Consider the following 18,613-nt stretch of genomic DNA (forward strand, 5'->3'; position numbering starts at 1 on the left):
CGAGCCGCTCGACCCAACCGAACCCTTTTGCCCGTCCTTTACCATGGGAGGCACTCGATCGTTCTCGGAACTCCCGTGAAAGGTGTGAGCATCCGCCCATGGGCGAGCCTCCCGGTCCGCGACCGAGTCCGCGCCGCGGACATCGCGCGCACCGCCCCGTCCTGTCCGATCATGGGACGGAGGTGACCCGATGACCGACGTGCTCCTCCTGCTGGTGGCGATCCTCCTGTCGTTCGCCTGCGGCACCTTCGTCGCCGCCGAGTTCTCGCTGACCACCGTCGAACGCAGCGAGCTGGAACTGGCCGCGCGGCGCGGCGAGCGCGGCGCCGCGGGAGCACTCAAGGCCGTACGGAACCTGACGTTCCAGCTGTCCGGGGCGCAGCTCGGCATCACGGTCACCAACCTGGTGGTCGGCATGCTCGCCGAGGCGTCGATCGCCAAGCTGATCGCGGGCCCACTGGAGGCGATCGGCATCTCCTCCTCGACGGCGCACTCCCTCGCGCTGGTCCTGGGCACCGCCCTGTCCACGGTGTTCCTGATGGTCGTGGGCGAGCTGGTGCCCAAGAACTGGGCGATCTCCACACCGCTGGCCATGGCCAAGCGGGTCGGCAACATCCAGCGCTGGTTCAGCGCCGCATTCCGGCCGTTCATCACGCACCTCAACAACTCGGCCAACCGCGTGGTGCGCCGCTTCGGCGTCGAGCCCGCCGAGGAGCTGGCCTCCGCACGCGGACCGCAGGAGCTGGCGGCACTCGCCCGCCACTCCGCCAGGGCGGGCGCGCTGGAGGCGGACACCGCCGAACTGTTCGTCCGCACCCTGAACCTCGCCGACCTCTCCGCGGAGAACGTGATGACCCCGCGCGTCCAGGTCGTCGCACTCGACGTCCAGGCGACCTGCCAGGACGTGGCCAACGCGACCCGGGCGACCGGCCTGTCCCGCTTCCCGGTCTACCGCGGCAACCTCGACGCGGTCGTCGGTGTCGCCCACGTCAAGGACGTCCTGGCCCTGCCCGCCGTCGAGCGGCCCCGCTGCTCCGTCGCCCAGGTGATGCGCGAGCCCCTGCTGGTCCCCGAGTCACTGACCGTCGACCGGCTTCTGGACCGGCTCTCCGGCAGGCGCACCATGGCCGTCGTCATCGACGAGTACGGCGGTACGGCGGGCGTGGCGACCCTGGAGGACATCGTGGAGGAGGTCGTCGGCGAGGTGCGGGACGAGCACGACCCGCACGAGACGCCCGGCCTCGCCCCCGCGGGGACCGACGAGGAGGGCCGGCGGCTGTACTCGGCGGACGGCGCCGCCCGCACGGACGAGCTCGCGCGCGTGGGCCTGCGAGCGCCCGAGGGCCCGTACGAGACCCTGGCCGGCCTCATCGCGACCGAGCTCGGCCGGATACCCGAGACAGGGGACCGTGTCGAGGTCGCCGGATGGCGTCTCGACGTGGTGGACGCGTCGGGACACCGCGCCGCCCGAGTACTGCTGCATGCCCCGTGCGACACCGAGCACGCCGAGCGGGGCGGGACAGCAGAGCTGGACAAGAAGGGGGAGGGTGACCGGTGACCGCCGTACAACTGCTGATCGGTCTGGCGACGCTGGTCGTCAACGCCTTCTTCGTGGGCGGCGAGTTCGCGATGATCTCCGTGCGCCGCAGCCAGATCGAGGCGTACGCCGAGGAAGGCGACCGGCGCGCAAAGAGCGTCCTGTGGGGCCTGCAGCACGTGTCCGCACTGCTGGCGGCGGCCCAGCTGGGCATCACGCTGTGCACGCTGGTCCTGGGCATCGTCGCGGAACCTGCGATCGCGCACCTGCTGGAGCCGGTGTTCGACGCGGTGGGCGTCCCCAGGAGCGCGGGGCACGTCGTCTCCTTCGTGATCGCGCTGACCCTCGCGACGTATCTGCACATGCTGTTCGGCGAGATGGTGCCGAAGAACCTCGTGCTCGCCGACCCGGCACGCAGCGCCCTGCTGCTTGGGCCTTCTCTGGTGGGGTTGTCCCGTGCGCTGCGCCCGGTGATCTTCGCGATCAACTCCTTCGCCAACGGTGTGCTCAAGCTGCTGCGCGTGGAGGCGAAGGGCGAGGTCACAGCGACGTTCTCGGACGCGGAGCTGGCTCAGATCGTGCGGGACGCCGGCGACGCCGGCCTGATCGACGACCGTGCACGCGAGCGGCTGCACGACGCTCTGAAACTGGGCCGCCGCCCCGTACGCGACGTCGTGGTCCCGCTGGAACGCGTGGTCTACGCGCGCGTGGGTGTCACACCCGAGCAACTGGAGCGGCTGTCGGCGGATTCGGGCTTCTCCCGCTTCCCCGTGGTCGACGAGGGCCGCCGCATCGCCGGCTACCTGCACGTCAAGGACGCACTGGATGCCTCCCCCCGGAACATGCCGTTCCGCCCGGAGGAGATCCGCCCCGTCCCCCGCGTGACGGAGGGCACCCCCCTTGACGACGTCCTGACCGCGATGCGGGGCAACCGCACACACCTGGCGGCCGTCCTGGGCGCCGACGGCCGGCTGGCCGGCCTGGTGACGATGGAGGACGTACTGAGAGAGCTCTTCGGCCAGCATGCGTGAGCGAGAAGGGCACAGGGCCAGGCAGCCGGGAAGCGAAAGTGACCAACCGCAAGACGGCCAACCAGCCCGCACCAACAGACAGCCAGGGCCCACCAACATCAGCTGTCCCCACGCGTCGGCCGCGAAGGAGCCGTAGGGGCGCGCCGGGGTCGGGACGGCACGGGGGGCACCTCCCTGCTCGAACGCAGTTGAGAGCTTCGGGGAGCGCGGAGGCCCGAAGGGCTGAGCACGATCGCCGTCCCGACCCCGGCTTTGGCGCCCCGAAGGCGAGAGAGCCAATAACGAGCCACAGAGCTGCAGGCGCAGAACCACACAACCGACCGACCACCGGGTATGCCCCCGGGATACCATTACGGTCCCATGCATACGAACCCCACACTTCCCCTCCACACCAGCCTGGTCGCCGTCGGCGACTCCTTCACGGAGGGCATGTCGGACCTCCTGCCGGACGGTTCCTACCGCGGCTGGGCCGACCTCCTCGCAGCGCGGATGGCCGCCCGCACCCCCGGGTTCCGGTACGCCAACCTCGCGGTGCGCGGCAAGCTGATCGGCCAGATAGTCGACGAGCAGATCGACGTGGCGGCGGCCATGAACCCCGATGTGATCACGCTGGTCGGCGGCCTCAACGACACGCTGCGGCCCAAGTGCGACATGGGCCGGGTGCGGGGCCTGCTGACGGAGGCGGTGGAGCGCCTGGCCCCCTCCTGCAAGCAGCTGGTGCTGATGCGCAGCCCCGGCCGCCAGGGCCCGGTCCTGGAACGGTTCCGGCCGCGCATGGAGGAGCTGTACGCCTGCATCGACGACCTCGCCGAGCGGCACGGCGCCGCCGTGGTCGACCTGTACGGGGCGCCTTCGCTCGCCGACCCACGGCTGTGGGACGTGGACCGGCTGCACCTGACGCACGAGGGGCACCGCCGGGTCGCCGAGGCGGTCTGGCAGACGCTCGGCTACGAGCCCGGGGACACGGAATGGCGCACGCCGATGCCGGCCACCGTGCCGCCGGGGTGGGTGACGCGTCGGGTCGCGGACGCCCGGTTCGCCAAGGAGTACCTGCTGCCGTGGATAGGCCGCCGCCTGACCGGCCGCTCGTCCGGGGACGGCCGGACAGGCGCCCAGTTCAGCGCTGAGCTGGGCCAAGCCTTCTGGATCACCCCTGCGGACCACACAAACCCCGGCCCTGTGACGGACTGGCGACAGATGGTGCCCTAGCACTCCAGCAGGAGGCCATGGAACACCGGGAGCGCGACGACTCAGGGCAGACGGCCAGTTGACTCGTCGCGGAGCAGCACCTCCCACGGGCGCCATGGTCAGGCGCGACGGTCGGCCGAGGCTGAGACGCAGTTCGGCCTCGTTGCCTTCGAGTTCCCAGCGGAAGCTTTCGCGTGCACCCCAACCGCGGACTTTGACCGGGGCCGGGTTGTCGCTGGCCGATTGAGGCGTGTCACCCCAGTACTGCGCTCATGTTCGGCTGGTTGGGCCATCTCTCGAAATTCGCGAATATACCGGTAGTAACGGCCTGACCGTCCCCGGTCGACACTCCGGCGAACGCGAGGGAACATAAAGGAACGGGGCACTTCCAGCCTCCAGTTGTCGCCGGGATGACGCGGCGATCAGAGTTCTAGGTGACGCGCCCCCGTCCAGGGCACCGCGCAGGGCAACGCACAGGGCGGCGACCAATGGGTCATGTCGACAGGGCGAGCCGAAAGCACGGTCTCTCATCTGTATCGGTGAGCATCATCGCGCTCGCGATCGTGGGTGTCGTGGTCGCGGCCACCGTGCACTTGGCAATGCTCTTCCTCAACAGCGCCCCCTTGAACTCCTTCTCCCAGCAGCACGCCGCGGACATCGACAAGTATGTCGTCCCCGAGTTTTCGCAGGAGTGGCAGCTTTACGCCCCCAATCCGCAATCGGCGAATACCCACGTGCAGGCTCACGCGAAAGTACAGATGCCCAGCGGGGGCCTCGCTGATACCGGCTGGGTGGACTTGACCGCGATGGATGACGAGAGGATCGTGCACAATCCTCTTCCCAGCCAAGCGCATCAGAACGAGCTTCATCACGTCTGGAACAACTACGTCGACTCGCTCGACAACGAGGGACGTCCAGTTGGTTTGTACGGGAAGCTGATGCAGCAGTACCTGCTGCGCATCGTCGCCCATCGTCTGGGACCACAGGTCGACGGCGGCACCGTGCGATTCATCCAGCTGCGCTCGGCCGACACGCCCGTGGGACAGCCCCCGTGGAGTGTTCAGCAGATCAACACGCGGACCAGCTATGTGGTTCAACCGTGGTGGGCCGTCAAGGCGGAGGACTTCAAGTGACCACACGCTCTCCGGCCACGCCCGGCCACGCATCCGAACAGTCCCCATCCGCCCGACTTTCGCGCGGCATCGGCGCCGCTGTCAGGCGAGGTCTCGCGCGTATCACCAGCGATGTCATCGCGCCGTACCAGTCGGCCGTCATTCGAATCGGCATCTCACTTGCCTGGCTCACCCTGCTGCTGCGCGAGTGGGTGCACCGTAACGAGCTCTACGGGGCGGACAGCCCTTGGAACTGGGCCATGGCCCGTGAATGGAACGCGACGAACCAGGCTTTCACCGTACTCATGTGGGACGGCAGCCGATTGTGGTTCGAGATCGTCTACGTGGCGGCGATCGCCGCGTCGGTGATGCTGCTCCTCGGGTGGCGGACCCGCACAGCCTCACTGCTCTTCATGACGGGTGTGCTGGCGCTCCAGAACCGTAACCCCTTCGAGGGGGACGGCGGCGCAGATGTCATCCACGTCATGGCGATCTATCTGATATTCACCCGCTGCGGCCGGGTCTGGTCGTTGGACGCGCGGCGTGCCGCGCACGGCCGCGACGGTGGCCGGGACGTGGTCGGGATCGTGATGTGGGCTTTCTTCACTGCCGTGCTCGCCCTGGTCACCGGGCTGGGCAAGCTGGATACCGGCTGGGCGCTGCTGCTCTGGGGCTTCGTCTTGGCGCAGCTGGCGTGGTGGCTGGTGCGACGCTACAGCCCCGGAGAGCCCCGCACCGTCATGGAAATGGTCGGCAACGTGGTGCACGCGGGTGCGATGTTCGTGATCGCAGCCCAGGTGTGCCTCATCTATGCGGTTTCCGGCTGGTACAAGATCCAAGGCTCCTTTTGGCAGAATGGAACGGCGCTCTACTACGTGCTGCACCTCGACGACGTCACCCCGTGGCCCGCTTTGTCCCACGCCATCGCCAACAGCAGTCTGATCGTCCTGCTCTTGACCTACGGCACGGTGATCGCCGAAGTCGGCTTCGCCTTCACCCTTTTCAACAGCCGCGTGAGAACCGTAATGGTTGCGATCATGATGTCCATGCACGCGGGCATCGGGATCGTGCTAGGCCTGCCTTTCTTCGCGTTGGCGATGATCTCGGCCGACGCACTCTTCCTCCCGACTGCACTGCTGCGTCGAGCAGGCGACCGTGTGGCGCGCGCGGTCTCACGGAGGCGAGCTGTGGCGCCGACACCACAGGTGCCCTCCAGAGCGAAGTACTGACTGACGGAGTCGAAGACGGATGGCGGTAGCCGTCAACGGGCCGGTCATGGCGGTGGCGCCCGCCAAGCAGGAGCTTCACGCCCGTGCACCTACTGTGAGCTGCGGAAATACAACACTTCGGCCCACTCGATCATGCCCTTGCGGGCATCGAGCTCGTGCAACGGGGCCGTACCTGCCGGCGCCTTCACTCTGCGACTGAGGCCTTCGTCGGCCATGACTGTGGGCTCCCCGCTCTCATCTCGCACAGATGGCACACTGCCCTGCGGCAACTTCTCCGCTCTACGCCCCGCTCCGCTCCAGAGACGTCGGCGCGGATGACGTGACGCACGCCTCGTAGGTTCCGACGAACCGACCGGTGGCGCTGGCCTGCACGAATCGCCAGTAGAATCCGTACACGTGACTTCAGTGCCCGCCAAGCCCCGCATCCCGAACGTCCTCGCCGGACGCTACGCCTCCGCCGAGCTCGCCACGCTCTGGTCGCCCGAGCAGAAGGTGAAGCTGGAGCGGCAGCTCTGGCTCGCCGTGCTGCGGGCGCAGAAGGACCTCGGGATCGAGGTGCCGGACGCGGCGATCGCCGACTACGAGCGCGTCCTCGACACCGTCGACCTGGCCTCGATCGCCGAGCGCGAGAAGGTCACGCGGCACGATGTGAAGGCGCGGATCGAGGAGTTCAACGCCCTCGCCGGGCACCAGCACGTGCACAAGGGCATGACGTCCCGCGACCTGACGGAGAACGTCGAGCAGCTCCAGATCCGACTCTCCCTGGAGCTGATCCGCGACCGCGCGGTAGCCGTGCTGGCCCGCCTCGGCAAGCTGGCCGGCGAGTACGCCGAGCTGGTCATGGCCGGCCGCTCCCACAACGTCGCCGCGCAGGCCACGACCCTCGGCAAGCGCTTCGCGACCGCCACCGACGAACTGCTCGTCGCCTACGGCCGTGTCGAGGAGCTGCTGGTCCGCTACCCGCTGCGCGGCATCAAGGGCCCGGTCGGCACGGCGCAGGACATGCTGGACCTGCTCGGCGGCGACGCGTCGAAGCTCGCCGAGCTGGAGGACCGGATCGCCGGTCACCTGGGCTTCTCGCAGGCGTTCACCTCGGTCGGCCAGGTCTACCCGCGCTCGCTGGACTACGAGGTCGTGACCGCGCTGGTGCAGCTGGCGGCGGCGCCGTCCTCGCTGGCCAAGACGATCCGGCTGATGGCCGGGCACGAGCTGGTGACCGAGGGCTTCAGGCCGGGCCAGGTCGGCTCGTCCGCGATGCCGCACAAGATGAACACCCGCTCCTGCGAGCGCGTCAACGGCCTGATGGTCGTCCTGCGCGGCTACGCGTCGATGACCGGCGAGCTGGCGGGCGACCAGTGGAACGAGGGCGACGTGTCCTGCTCGGTGGTGCGCCGGGTGGCGCTGCCGGACGCGTTCTTCGCTCTCGACGGCCTTCTGGAAACGTTCCTCACCGTCCTCGACGAGTTCGGCGCCTTCCCCGCCGTCGTCGCTCGTGAGCTGGACCGCTACCTGCCGTTCCTCGCCACCACGAAGGTGCTGATGGGTGCGGTGCGCGCGGGCGTGGGCCGCGAGGTCGCGCACGAGGCGATCAAGGAGAACGCCGTCGCCACGGCTCTCGCGATGCGTGAGCAGGGTGCCGAGCGCAACGACCTGCTCGCCAAGCTCGCCGCGGACGAGCGCCTCCCGCTGGACCGCGCGCAGCTCGAGGAGCTGATGGCGGACAAGCTGTCGTTCACGGGCGCCGCGGCCGATCAGGTCGGTGCCGTCGTCGCCCGCGTCGGGGAGATCGCCAAGCAGCACCCGGAGGCCGCGGGCTACACCCCGGGGGCGATCCTCTGACCCGCTTCACCCAGGCGGAACTGGAGGCCGCCCGCGACCACGTCGTCCCGGACGTGGTCGCGGGCGGCCTCGATGTCCTGTTCTGCGGCATCAACCCCAGCCTGATGACAGCCGCGACGGGCCATCACTTCGCCCGCCCCGGCAACCGCTTCTGGCCGGTGCTGCACCTGTCCGGCTTCACGCCGAGGCTCCTGAAGCCCGCGGAGCAGCGGGAGTTGCTGTCGTACGGACTCGGCATCACGAACGTGGTGGCGCGGGCGACCGCACGGGCCGTCGAACTGTCCGCGGAGGAGTACGTCGAGGGCGGCGTACTGCTGACGGAGAAGGTCACGCGGCTGCGCCCGAGGTGGCTGGCGGTGGTCGGGGTGACGGCGTACCGGGCCGCGTTCGGGAGCCGCAAGGCTCAAGTGGGCCCGCAGGATGGGGCGATCGGCGACACCCGGGTGTGGGTACTGCCCAACCCCAGCGGACTGAACGCGCATTGGACGGCGACGACGATGGCGCAGGAGTTCGCACGGCTCCGGGAAGCCGCGCAGTCCTAGAACCCGTACGGCGGACCGAACCACAGCCGATCAACTCGTCGATCAACTCGCCGATCAACTCGCCGATCCACTCGAGGGATCACGCCGGACCCGCGCCGGACTCACGCAGGGTTGCCCACTCCTCCCGAAGCATCCCGAACAGCACATGGTCGTAACGCTTCCCTTCAACGAGCACAGCCGACCCCCCAGCAGCTCACGGCGGTTCCACTTCCGTGACGGTGACCAGGAGCCGGATCTCGTCGCGCCGGTCCCGGTCGGCCACCCCCACGGCCACCCAGTGCCCCGTGTCGTCCACCTGCCAGACGTCGAGCTCGTCGGCGTACAGGCTGAGGGTGGCCCAGGGCTCCGGTATCGCCTCACCACGCCCCATGCGCACCCTCACCGTGAGCTGCCCCCAGGGCGGCCGCTCGCCCCAACGGGCGTTCAGGCGCTGGGCGATGGCCTCCCGATAGGCGTGGAAGTCCTCCGCCGTCCGCTCCCGCACCCAGGCAGCGGCGGCGCACAGCCCGCGGCTCGTCTCTAACTCCGTGGTCCAGTAACCGGGTCCCCCCGCCGTGCACGAGCCCCACCGGGCGTTCTCCGCCGGGAACTCCTTCGCGCACAGCCGGTCGATCATGGCGAGGTGCCGCGCGATGTCCATGCGACCAGTAAAGCGGGCACCACTGACAACCGGTCACCGCGGTTTTCGAGCTCCGCGTTGATGCCCTCGCCGGGTTCCCGCGCGGCCGAGTACGATCCGCCCACACGCGCGGGAGCGGGGAGGGCGGACGGTGGGGCGGCTGACCGGTGGTGATCCCTCGCTGCTGCGCAGGATCAATTCCGCGGTGGTGCTGCACGCGCTGCGTGCCGCCGACTGCGCCACGCTCACGGAGATCACCCAGGTGACCGGGCTGTCCCGGCCGACCGTCGAGGGCGTGGTGGAGGGGCTGATCGAGGGCGGTCTCGTCGTGGAGCGGGCGGCCGAGGAGGGGGGCACCCGGCGCCAGGGCCGGCCCGCGCGACGATTCCGCTTCCGGGCCGAGGCCGGGCATCTGCTGGGGCTGGAGATCGGAGCGCACCGGGTCGCCGCGGTCCTCGCCGACCTGGACGGGCAGGTGCTGGGGGCCCAGACCAGGGACGTCGACGAGACGGCCGACGCGGACGCACGGCTGGAGCGATTGCGCACCGCCGTCACCGAGCTGCTGCGCCGGGCCGGGATCGCGCGCGGCTCGCTGCGCGCGGTGGGCGTCGGCACGCCCGGGATCGTCGAGGCCGACGGCACGGTGCGACTGGGCACCGCACTGCCGCAGTGGACGGGACTACGGCTCGGCGAACGGCTCGGCCGCTCCTTCAAGTGCCCGGTGCTGGTGGAGAACGACGCCAACGCGGCGGCCGTCGCCGAGCACTGGAAGGGCGCGGCGACCGGCTCGGCGGACGTGGTGTTCGTGCTGGCCGGGTTGAGCCCCGGGGCCGGTTCGCTGATAGGCGGCCGACTGCACCGGGGCTACGGCGGCGCGGCCGGGGAGATCGGCGCACTGCACCTGCTGGGCCGGGAGGCCTCCCCGGAGACGCTGCTGTCCACCACGGGCGAGCCGCTGCATCCGCTGGACGAACAGGCGGTCGCCGACGTGTTCACGCTCGCGCGGGCGGGCGACGAGCGGGCCCGCGCGGCCGTCGACCGGTTCATCCAGCGACTCGTCCACGACATCGCGGCGCTGGTCCTGGCGCTCGACCCGGAGCTCGTCGTGGTCGGCGGCTGGGCGGCCGGGCTGGACGGCGTCCTGGAGCCGCTGCGCCGCGAACTCGCGCGCTACTGCCTGCGACCGCCCAGGGTGACGCTCTCGCTGCTCGGCGAGGCCGCCGTGGCCACGGGTGCCCTGCGGCTCGCCCTCGACCACGTGGAGGAGCAGCTGTTCGCGGTGGAGGGCGCGGTGACGGCACGGAGGTGATCCCCGAGACCGCGAGGACGGACGCGGTCAACGGCAGCGGTCAGCATTCCGCAGTCACCAGTCACCAGTCACCAACCAGCGGTTACCACGGTCCCCGGTCCCCTGAAATCCGTGCCCGACTACGAGGCCTGCTGCTCAGGTCCGTGGTGGATCTCGACGCCGCTGGTGTCGCCGAAGGTCAGCCGGCAGGTGTCCGCGCGGTACGTGGCGACGGACAGCGCGGCGGTACGTCCTCCGCTCAGGAAGCGCGTGGTGACGACGAGGACGGGCGCCCCGGGAAGCCGGTCGAGTTCCTTGGCGTCGTCCGCGCGGGCCGACCCGAGTTCTACGGCGCGGTCCTGGCCCTCCAGTTCCAGGCGCTGCAGTTCGCGCAGCACGGTACGCGCGCGTGCGGGGCCGGAGGGGGCGTCGATCGCCGACAGTTCGGGCACCGAGGACGCCGGAACGTAGAGCAGCTCGGCGGCGACCGGCTGGCCGTGCGACACCCGGGAGCGGCGCACGGTGTGGACGGGCTCCTCGGGACTGGTCTCCAGAGCCTCGGCGACCGTCGCGGGCGGGACCGTCTGCGTGCAGTCGACGGGCTCCCAGGCGTCCCCCGCGGCGCCCGGCCACGCGTGCGGTTCGGCGCCGACGGCCACGCCCATGCGCGGCGGGGCGACGGTCGTACCGACACCGCGGCGGCGTTGCAGCCTGCCTTCCAGTTCGAGCTGTTCGAGGGCCTGGCGGAGCGTGGCGCGGGCCACGCCGAAGCGGGCGGCGAGGTCACGCTCGTTGGGCAGGATCTCGCCGACCGAGAACTCGGAGTCCAGTGCCTCGCTGAGTACGGTCTTGAGGTGCCAGTACTTCGGTTCCGGCACCGATTCCAGCTGTGTGGTCCCCACCCTGTCCTCCGCGATCGCCGTGATCCGGCGGCGTTTTGGCGCCCTTATTTATTAAAGGTTGTTGTACTTATCTGCGACCATAGGACGGCGCTCACCCTTGGTCAAGACCAATCCTCGACCCTCTGAGCAACGCCCCCCGCCCTGCCGCGCAGTGTTCACGAGGTGTTCTCGACGGGCAGCCGCTGCCGCCCACGAGGCGGACCAGCGCAGCCAGGCCTCCTGGACGAGGTCCTCGGCGTCGGCCACGCGCCCGAGCATGCGGTGGGCGACCCGAGACACACGAGGGACACGCGGAACAACGAGGGCTACCCGTGGGTAGCAATTACTGACAGGCTGTCTCTGGCGTTCGCAGGCAGGCCAGTCCCCAACGAGGAGCACCCCGATGTCCACCACCGTCTCCTTCAAAGTCCCCGCCCCGCACGGCCCTCAGGACGTGACCGTCTCCTACGCGCGCGTGGGCCGGGGCGAACCGCTGGTCCTCCTGCACGGAATCGGCCATCACCGCCAGGCCTGGGACCCCGTGGTGGACATCCTCGCGGCCGAGCGGGACGTGATCGCCGTGGATCTGCCCGGCTTCGGCGCGTCCCCGGGCCTGCCGGACGGCCTCGCGTACGACCTGCCGACGACGAACACTGTGCTCGGCGCCCTGTTCGAGGCGCTGGACCTGGACCGCCCGCACGTGGCGGGCAATTCGCTGGGCGGCCTGCTGGCCCTGGAACTCGGCCGCGAGAAGCTCGCACGGTCCGTCACCGCGCTCTCCCCCGCCGGATTCTGGTCGCAGGCCGAGCGGCGCTACGCCTTCGGCATCCTGATCGCGATGCGGCGGATCGCCCAGCGCCTGCCGCTGCCGCTGGTCGAGCGGCTGGCCCGGACGGCGGCCGGGCGCACCGCCCTCACGAGCACCATCTACGCCCGGCCCGGCCGCCGTTCACCCGAGGCCGTGGTGGCCGAGACGGTGTCGCTGGCGCAGGCCACCGGGTTCGACGCGACCCTGCGGGCCGGGATCTCCGTCCAGTTCACCGACGACGTGCCTGGCGTCCCGGTCACCGTGGGGTGGGGCACCCGGGATGTGCTGCTGGTACGCCGTCAGGGCATCCGCGCCAAGCGGATCATCCCGAAGGCCCGGCTGGTACGGCTGCCCGGCTGCGGACACTGCCCGATGAACGACGACCCTGCGCTCGTCGCGCGCGTGATCCTCGACGGAAGCCGCTGACCGGCTGCCCGAAGCCGGGCGGGAGCACCGCGGCCCCCCTGTAACTCCTGTCCTCTCCCCCGGCCCCCGGCCCCCGTCCTCCTCCTCACTGTCGTCCCACTCCCCATTCCGTATTCCGTTGCCCCTTGGGTCGGTTGTTCACTTGTGGTTTCCGTGCGCGCCGCGCCGCGCGCGTAGTTGTGGCACCGCACACTGGCCGGACCCCGACCCCGGAGGCGCTTCCATGACACACCGCCCGTTCCCCGGCCGCCGCAGCGTCCTGCGCGGCTCGCTCGCCGCGTCGGCGGCCTTCACCGTGCCCACGGCTCTCGGCGCGGCACCGGCGTTCGCCCTGTCCGGCCGGCCCGGAGCGGGCTGGGGCGTGCAGGTGGGCGATGTGACCTCCGACTCCGGTCTGGTGTGGGTGCGTTCGGACCGACCGGCTCGGATGGTCGTGGAGACGTCGGCCACCGAGTCGTTCCGCGAGCCGCACAGATGGCACGGTCCGCTGCTGGGCCCGGACACCGACTTCACCGGTACGACGCGACTGCGCGGGCTGCCCGCCGGCGAGCAGATCCATTACCGCGTCCTGCTCGCCGACCCGGATGACCCCCGCCGTACCGGTGAGCCGGTGACCGGGACGTTCCGCACCGTGTCCGCGCGTCGGCGCGACGGCGTGCGGTTCCTGTGGTCCGGCGACCTCGCGGGCCAGGGCTGGGGCATCAACCCCGACTTCGGCGGCTACCGGATCTACGACGCGATGGCGCGGCTCGACCCGGACTTCTTCCTCTGCAGCGGCGACAACATCTACGCCGACGGGCCGGTCGCCGCCACCCAGGCGCTTCCCGGCGGCGGCACCTGGCGGAACATCACCACCGAGGAGAAGGCGAAGGTCGCCGAGACCCTGGCCGAGTTCCGGGGCAACTTCCGCTACAACCTGCTCGACGAGAACCTGAAGCGGTTCAACGCCCAGGTTCCCTCAGTCGTCCAGTGGGACGACCACGAGGTGCGCAACAACTGGTACCCGGGCGAGGTGATCTCCGGTTCGGACACCCGCTACACCGAGAAGAGCGTCGACGTGCTGGCGGCGCGCGCCCGGCGGGCGTTCAGCGAGTACTTCCCGGTCTCGACACTGCGGCCCGGCGCGAAGGAGGGCCGCGTCTACCGCGTCCTGCGCCAGGGTCCACTGCTCGACGTGTTCGTCCTGGACATGCGGACGTACCGCAACGCCAACTCCCCCGACGACCAGACCGTGGACCCGCAGGGCATCCTCGGCCGCGAACAGCTGGAGTGGCTCAAGGCGGAGCTTTCGCGGTCGCGTGCGGTGTGGAAGGTGATCGCCGCGGACATGCCGATCGGCCTGGTGGTGCCGGACGCCACCGAGGGCAGGCCGAACATCGAGGCCGTCGCTCAGGGCGACCCGGGCGCCCCACTGGGCCGTGAGCTGCAGATCGCCGAACTGCTGCGGTACATCAAGCACCGGCGGATCACCGGCACGCTGTGGCTGACGGCCGACGTGCACCACACCTCGGCCCAGCACTACCAGCCGGCGCGGGCCGCGTTCACCGACTTCGAACCGTTCTGGGAGTTCGTGTCCGGACCGCTCAACGCGGGTGCCTTCCCGGCCAACGCGCTCGATGCCACCTTCGGTCCGGAGCGGGTGTTCGTGAAGGCGCCGACCGCGTCGAACGTCTCGCCCGCCGGCGGCTACCAGTTCTTCGGTGAGGTCGACATCGACGGCGGCAGCGGAGAACTGACGGTGCGGCTGCGCGAGCAGGACGGCACCGTGCTGTTCACGCAGACGCTGCAGCCGGGCCGGGTCGGCCAGTAAGCGCGGCGGCCGTCGGCGGCCGCCCCTTCCCGTACCCTCGGGCGCGTGCCGCGCACCGGCGTCATCCCCTGGTGCGCGGCGCGGTTCCCGCAGCCGCCAACTGCTCTGCACACACCACGTTTTCGCTGGTCAGACTGCTTGATCAGATCGATTGTCAGTGGTCGCCTCTACGGTTTTCCCATGACGCGATCTCTCCAGGCCGTGGCCTATCGACAACCCTCCGTGCTGGAGTCCGCAGCGGACGGACGCCACCTCGGACTCGAGACCTCACGGGGTGCCACCCCCACGGGCGTCGAGGACCATCCGCGGTTCTTCACGGGCTTTCTGACCTCACCTCAGATCGCCGCGGCTGGGTTGCTGGCGGTGGCCGACGTGGCGGCCGCGCGGTACTACCAGCCGCAGCTGCGTGCCTCGCTCGACCCGGTCGTGACCGGCAACGGGGACCGGTTGCGCTTCGAGTCCTTCTCCGGCTGCGGTGGGGTGTACGCGCGTCTGGACGTCCTCGGCCCCGGGCTCGACGGCGGCGAGGTGGGGCACGGGACGACGAACGTCGACGTCAACAACCCCCTGCGCGAGGCCCTGTCCCGGATCGGCACGGACGATCCGCTCCATCTGCGCGTCGGTCCCGAGGAGTTGGCCGTCACGACGCTGGACGGGCCGGTCGTGGAGAAGAAGGTGCCGCTTCCGGACCGGTGGCTGCGCGGCTTCGCGGAGGCGCAGGTGATAGCGGCCGGGTTCGACCTGCGGGCCGAGCTGCCCGCGGAGGAGGCGGTGCGCTTTCTGCGCGGACTGCCCCGCCCCGGCGGCGGACGGCGCGCCGTGAGCGGACCGCGCTGGGTGGTGCCCGTCGGCCGCGGGCTGCGGCCGACCACGCGGCCGGTGCCCGGCGCGGTGTGCCTGCCCGGCCCCGAGCGGCTCGCGGCGCTGCAACGGGTGCTGCGGCACGCGACGGCCCTGCGGGTGTACGGCCCCTCGGTCACCGGCGCCACCGCGGCGGGCCGGGTCTCGGCGGCCGCCTGGGAGGTCGTCCTGCCGGGCATGCGGCTCACGCTCACGCTGTCGCCCGACACCTCGCGCGGGTTCTCCGGCGAAGGCGGCGTCCTGGACGCGCTCGCCACCGACGAGGCCGCCGAGGACGCGGAGCTGATCTCGGTCCTGCTGGCGTGGGAGCCGCGCGTCGACGTCGCCGACCTCGCCGCCGCCTCCGGCCTCACCGCGGAGAGGGTGCGCGCCGCCCTGGTCCGCCTGGGGACTTCGGGGCGCGTCGGGTACGACACGGCGGAAGCGGCCTACTTCCACCGGGAGCTGCCGTACGACGCCGAGCGCGTCGAGCGGCACAATCCGCGGCTGCGCTCGGCCCGCGCGCTGGTCGCCGCCGACGCGGTCACCCTGGAGGGATCCGTGGGAACGGTGACCGCCGAGGACGGTCATGTGCACCGGGTCCGTGACGAGGCGGGGGTGCTCAGCTGCAGCTGCCCGTGGTGGGCGAAGTACCGGGGCGGACGCGGGCCGTGCAAACACGCGCTGGCCGTGCGGATGGTGCGGCGGGGCGCCGCGGTGGAGCGAGAGTCGGCGACGAACGACGGGGGTGTGCGATGAGCGCGCTGATGAAGGCGGTACGGACCGGGCGGACGGAGGAGGCGCTCCGTCTGCTGCAGGGGATGACGGATGCCGAACGGCGTGTGTGCCTACCGGAGTTGCAGGTGGTCCGAAAGGAGTTGCGTACCGATCCGTGGGGCAGCGGGTCCCGCCAGGCCTATCCGGCGCTGCACGCGGCGGGCGCCGCGTGTCACACGGGTGCGGCGGCGGCCGCAAGCTGGATCGCCGGGGCCGACATGCGCTGGTGGCAGGCGTCGCCCGAGCTGCTGCTGCGGGCCCTGGAGGGACGCGACACCGCATGGCTGGGCGATGTGGCGCATCGGCTGGCGCAGCGGCCGTTGTCCGGGAGGGTGCCGTACGAGCTGATGTCCGGGCTGGTGCAGCGGTCGGGGTGCGAGGTGCCGGTGACGGACGCCTATGTGGTCGGCTGGGTACGGCACATTCCCCGCTGGAACCGTGACAGCGTTCTTGAACGGCTGCGCGCGGAGCCGGACCTGACCACGCTCCTGACCGGGCTCTTCGAGCTCACGGACCTCGGGGAGGTCCGCTGGATCCTGAGCGGGGAGCCGAATGCCTGGCACAGCGCGCTCGCCGCACTCACCCGGGAGGGAGCGCTCGACCGCAAGCTGGTGGTCGACGCCTGCGTGGCGCGCCTGTTGCGCGGCGGCGGCCCCACCGATCACCGCGTGTTCCTCCCGATCCTCCTCCACCTCGAGCTCACCCGGGAGGAGGAGAAGGAACGGATCGCCGACTGGACCGCCCTGGCACGCGACGGCGCCTCCCCCGTCGCCACCCACGCCCAGTCGGTGCTCGCCGCTCTCGCGCTGGACGGCGAGCTGACGACTCGACAGCTCGCGGAGGCCTCTCAAGAGATCCTGTTCCGCAGCGAGAAGAGGCTTGTCCGGGCCCAGCTCGTGCTGCTCGGAAAGGTGTTGTCGCGCGGCCCGTCCGCGGCGGCGGAGCTGCTGCCCGTGGCGGCGCGGGCGTTCGGGCATGAGGACACCCAGATGCAGGAGCGAGCGCTCAAGCTGGTCGAACGTCACGCGAAGAAGCTCGACTCGGAGGGCGTCCGGGCCGCGCTCTCCTCCGCGGCCCAGGAGTTGTCTCCGTCCCTGCTCGTCCGGGCGGCACGCACCCTGGGCGTCGCGGCAGTACACCGGACGCCGGCCGTGTACGAGGAGGTGTTGCCGCCCGTCCCGGAGCCGAGGCGGCTCACCGCGGCGCCGGAGACGGCCGTGGAACTCGCCGAAGAAGTGGGGGCGTTGCTGGCGGCCGCCGGTGACGTGGCCACGTTCGAGCGGGCGCTGGACGGCCTGGTGCGCCATACGTACCGCGACCGGGACGCTCTGCTGGAGGCGCTCGCCCCGGTGATCGAACGCCGTTGGTGGGACCGCGTGGAGCCCGGTCACGGCCAGCACTTGGACATGTACTTCAGCGGAGCGCGCGACGACCTTCACGGCTCGCAGGACAGCCTCGACCTGCTCCTTGCGGCACTGTCCGAAAAGGTGGAGCTCTCCACGCTCCGGACGGGAATGCGACGCGGGCCGGCCGACGGTGGCGGCTGCATGCACCAGGGCCTCCCCGGAGCCTTCAACGCCCGGCTTCGGGAGGTGGCCTACCGGCTGCGTGCCGAGCCGCTGCCGCTGCTGCTGTCGACGCCCACCTGGAGCACGGGACTGCTGGAGCCGGGCGAGCTGGTGGACCGGCTGGACACCTACCGGAGCCTGGGCGCCCGGGTGTCGGCCGCCGACTTCGGGCAGGCGCTGCTGCGGGTGCGGCGCGGTGACCGTACGGCGGCCGCCGCGGCGGCGGAGCGTGCAGCCGCGCTCGGCACCCCGGAGGGAGAGCGGCTCGCCCGCTGGCTGAGTGCCGAGGAGCCCACGCCGCTCACGGTCAGGCAGCGGACCGAAGGGGCGCGGCTCCTGATCGAGTGCGATGAACTTCCGGAGTATGCGGACGAGTTGCCTGCGGAGTTCGGTCCGCTCGGCAGGGCGATGACCGTGGATGGGCAGATCAGACACTGCACGCACTGGCACCCTGAGATACGGCAGCACTGGCTCGCCGTGCTCCCGGAGCGACGTGAGCTGGTGGCGACGCGGCTCGTGCACGACCTGTCCCAGGCGGCCGTGAACGACACCCGGGGTGCCGTCGCCGTGCTCCCACTGCTCGCCGAGTCCGGTGGTGAGGCGGGCGAGAGCGTGCATCTGTGCCTGGCGTACGGACTGGGTATGCGTCACCCCGAGGACCGGCTCGCCGCCGCGGACGCGCTGCTGGTGCTCGCCGGACGCGGACAGCTCGACACCGTACGACTGGGCGCGGATCTCGGGCAGTTGGTCCGGCGCGGGACGGTGAAGCCGCTGCGGCTGGCCGAGTCGGTGCGGACGGCGGCGGCCACGGGAGCCGACGCCACGATCTGGGGCGTACTCCGGCACACCCTGCCGGTACTGCTCGCCGATCTCGCGGACTCCGGTCCCGTGGGGGAGGTGGGATCGGCCTGGTCGGCGACGTCGGCCCGTGGACTCGGGGATCTGCTGGCGGTGGCCGCCGAGTGTGCCGAGCGGTCCGGGGCTCGCGGGGACCTGCCGTACCTGTCGCAGACCGCGGACCGGCGTGGCTCGTCCCGGCTGGTGACCCAGGCCCGTCGGCTGCGGGAGGCGCTGGCCGGACAGGAGGCGGCGTGAGGATCCCGGTAAGAGAAAGAGCA

At 70.9% G+C, this 18,613-nt stretch carries 15 protein-coding genes and 1 pseudogene; 12 read left to right on the forward strand and 4 right to left on the reverse strand.

Annotated features, from left to right (window positions below):
* Window positions 1–190: 190 nt before the first annotated feature.
* From ABZ910_RS18150 to ABZ910_RS18170, 5 genes are all read left to right on the forward strand, one after another.
* Entirely contained in the window at window positions 191–1,558 is a 1,368-nt protein-coding gene (locus ABZ910_RS18150) for a hemolysin family protein (RefSeq protein ID WP_361365595.1), read from the forward strand.
* Window positions 1,555–2,568: a hemolysin family protein gene (locus tag ABZ910_RS18155; protein ID WP_361365598.1), complete on the forward strand. Its 1,014-nt coding sequence runs from the start codon at window positions 1,555–1,557 to the stop codon at window positions 2,566–2,568. The genes ABZ910_RS18150 and ABZ910_RS18155 overlap by 4 nt, the downstream gene beginning before the upstream one ends.
* A gap of 360 nt (window positions 2,569–2,928) precedes the next feature.
* Window positions 2,929–3,777, forward strand: coding sequence for an SGNH/GDSL hydrolase family protein (locus tag ABZ910_RS18160; RefSeq protein ID WP_361365601.1), 849 nt, complete (start codon window positions 2,929–2,931; stop codon window positions 3,775–3,777).
* 518 nt (window positions 3,778–4,295) lie between these two features.
* Window positions 4,296–4,889, forward strand: coding sequence for a DUF5819 family protein (locus tag ABZ910_RS18165; RefSeq protein ID WP_361365604.1), 594 nt, complete (start codon window positions 4,296–4,298; stop codon window positions 4,887–4,889).
* A complete protein-coding gene (locus ABZ910_RS18170) occupies window positions 4,886–6,097 on the forward strand; it encodes an HTTM domain-containing protein (RefSeq protein WP_361365607.1) in 1,212 nt (403 codons plus the stop codon). Before ABZ910_RS18165 ends, ABZ910_RS18170 begins: the two co-directional genes overlap by 4 nt.
* 89 nt (window positions 6,098–6,186) lie before the next feature.
* Here the strand turns inward: ABZ910_RS18170 and ABZ910_RS18175 are convergent, their stop codons facing one another.
* Entirely contained in the window at window positions 6,187–6,312 is a 126-nt protein-coding gene (locus ABZ910_RS18175; RefSeq protein ID WP_361365610.1) for a hypothetical protein, read from the reverse strand.
* A 181-nt stretch (window positions 6,313–6,493) separates the two neighbouring features.
* On the opposite strand from ABZ910_RS18175, the gene purB reads away from it, so the two are divergent.
* Window positions 6,494–7,936: an adenylosuccinate lyase gene (gene purB, locus ABZ910_RS18180; protein ID WP_361365613.1), complete on the forward strand. Its 1,443-nt coding sequence runs from the start codon at window positions 6,494–6,496 to the stop codon at window positions 7,934–7,936.
* Entirely contained in the window at window positions 7,933–8,478 is a 546-nt protein-coding gene (gene mug, locus ABZ910_RS18185; RefSeq protein WP_361365855.1) for a G/U mismatch-specific DNA glycosylase, read from the forward strand. Before purB ends, mug begins: the two co-directional genes overlap by 4 nt.
* 193 nt (window positions 8,479–8,671) lie before the next feature.
* On the opposite strand, the gene ABZ910_RS18190 is transcribed toward mug, so the two are convergent.
* On the reverse strand, window positions 8,672–9,118 hold the full coding sequence (locus ABZ910_RS18190) for a hypothetical protein (protein ID WP_361365616.1): 447 nt from the start codon (window positions 9,116–9,118) through the stop codon (window positions 8,672–8,674).
* Window positions 9,119–9,248: 130 nt separating this feature from the next.
* On the opposite strand from ABZ910_RS18190, the gene ABZ910_RS18195 reads away from it, so the two are divergent.
* Window positions 9,249–10,406, forward strand: a complete 1,158-nt coding sequence (locus ABZ910_RS18195; protein ID WP_361365619.1) for an ROK family transcriptional regulator — start codon at window positions 9,249–9,251, stop codon at window positions 10,404–10,406.
* A 119-nt stretch (window positions 10,407–10,525) separates the two neighbouring features.
* Here the strand turns inward: ABZ910_RS18195 and ABZ910_RS18200 are convergent, their stop codons facing one another.
* The gene (locus ABZ910_RS18200; protein ID WP_361365622.1) at window positions 10,526–11,287 is read right to left on the reverse strand and encodes a GntR family transcriptional regulator; all 762 of its coding nucleotides are present in this window, start codon (window positions 11,285–11,287) and stop codon (window positions 10,526–10,528) included.
* 198 nt (window positions 11,288–11,485) lie between these two features.
* A pseudogene (locus tag ABZ910_RS18205) lies at window positions 11,486–11,566 on the reverse strand (sigma factor); the annotation flags it as partial.
* A gap of 103 nt (window positions 11,567–11,669) precedes the next feature.
* Here ABZ910_RS18205 and ABZ910_RS18210 point away from each other — a divergent pair.
* From ABZ910_RS18210 to ABZ910_RS18225, 4 genes are all read left to right on the forward strand, one after another.
* Window positions 11,670–12,500, forward strand: coding sequence for an alpha/beta hydrolase (locus ABZ910_RS18210; RefSeq protein WP_361365625.1), 831 nt, complete (start codon window positions 11,670–11,672; stop codon window positions 12,498–12,500).
* A 223-nt stretch (window positions 12,501–12,723) separates the two neighbouring features.
* Window positions 12,724–14,310: an alkaline phosphatase D family protein gene (locus ABZ910_RS18215; protein WP_361365627.1), complete on the forward strand. Its 1,587-nt coding sequence runs from the start codon at window positions 12,724–12,726 to the stop codon at window positions 14,308–14,310.
* Between the two features lie 180 nt (window positions 14,311–14,490).
* Window positions 14,491–15,909 (forward strand): SWIM zinc finger family protein, encoded by a 1,419-nt coding sequence (locus tag ABZ910_RS18220; protein ID WP_361365630.1) that lies wholly within the window; start codon window positions 14,491–14,493, stop codon window positions 15,907–15,909.
* Entirely contained in the window at window positions 15,906–18,590 is a 2,685-nt protein-coding gene (locus ABZ910_RS18225) for a DUF6493 family protein (protein WP_361365633.1), read from the forward strand. The genes ABZ910_RS18220 and ABZ910_RS18225 overlap by 4 nt, the downstream gene beginning before the upstream one ends.
* Window positions 18,591–18,613 lie beyond the last annotated feature (23 nt).

Origin of the sequence: Streptomyces sp. NPDC046805 (genome assembly GCF_040645355.1) — a bacterium.
Lineage (GTDB): Bacteria > Actinomycetota > Actinomycetes > Streptomycetales > Streptomycetaceae > Streptomyces.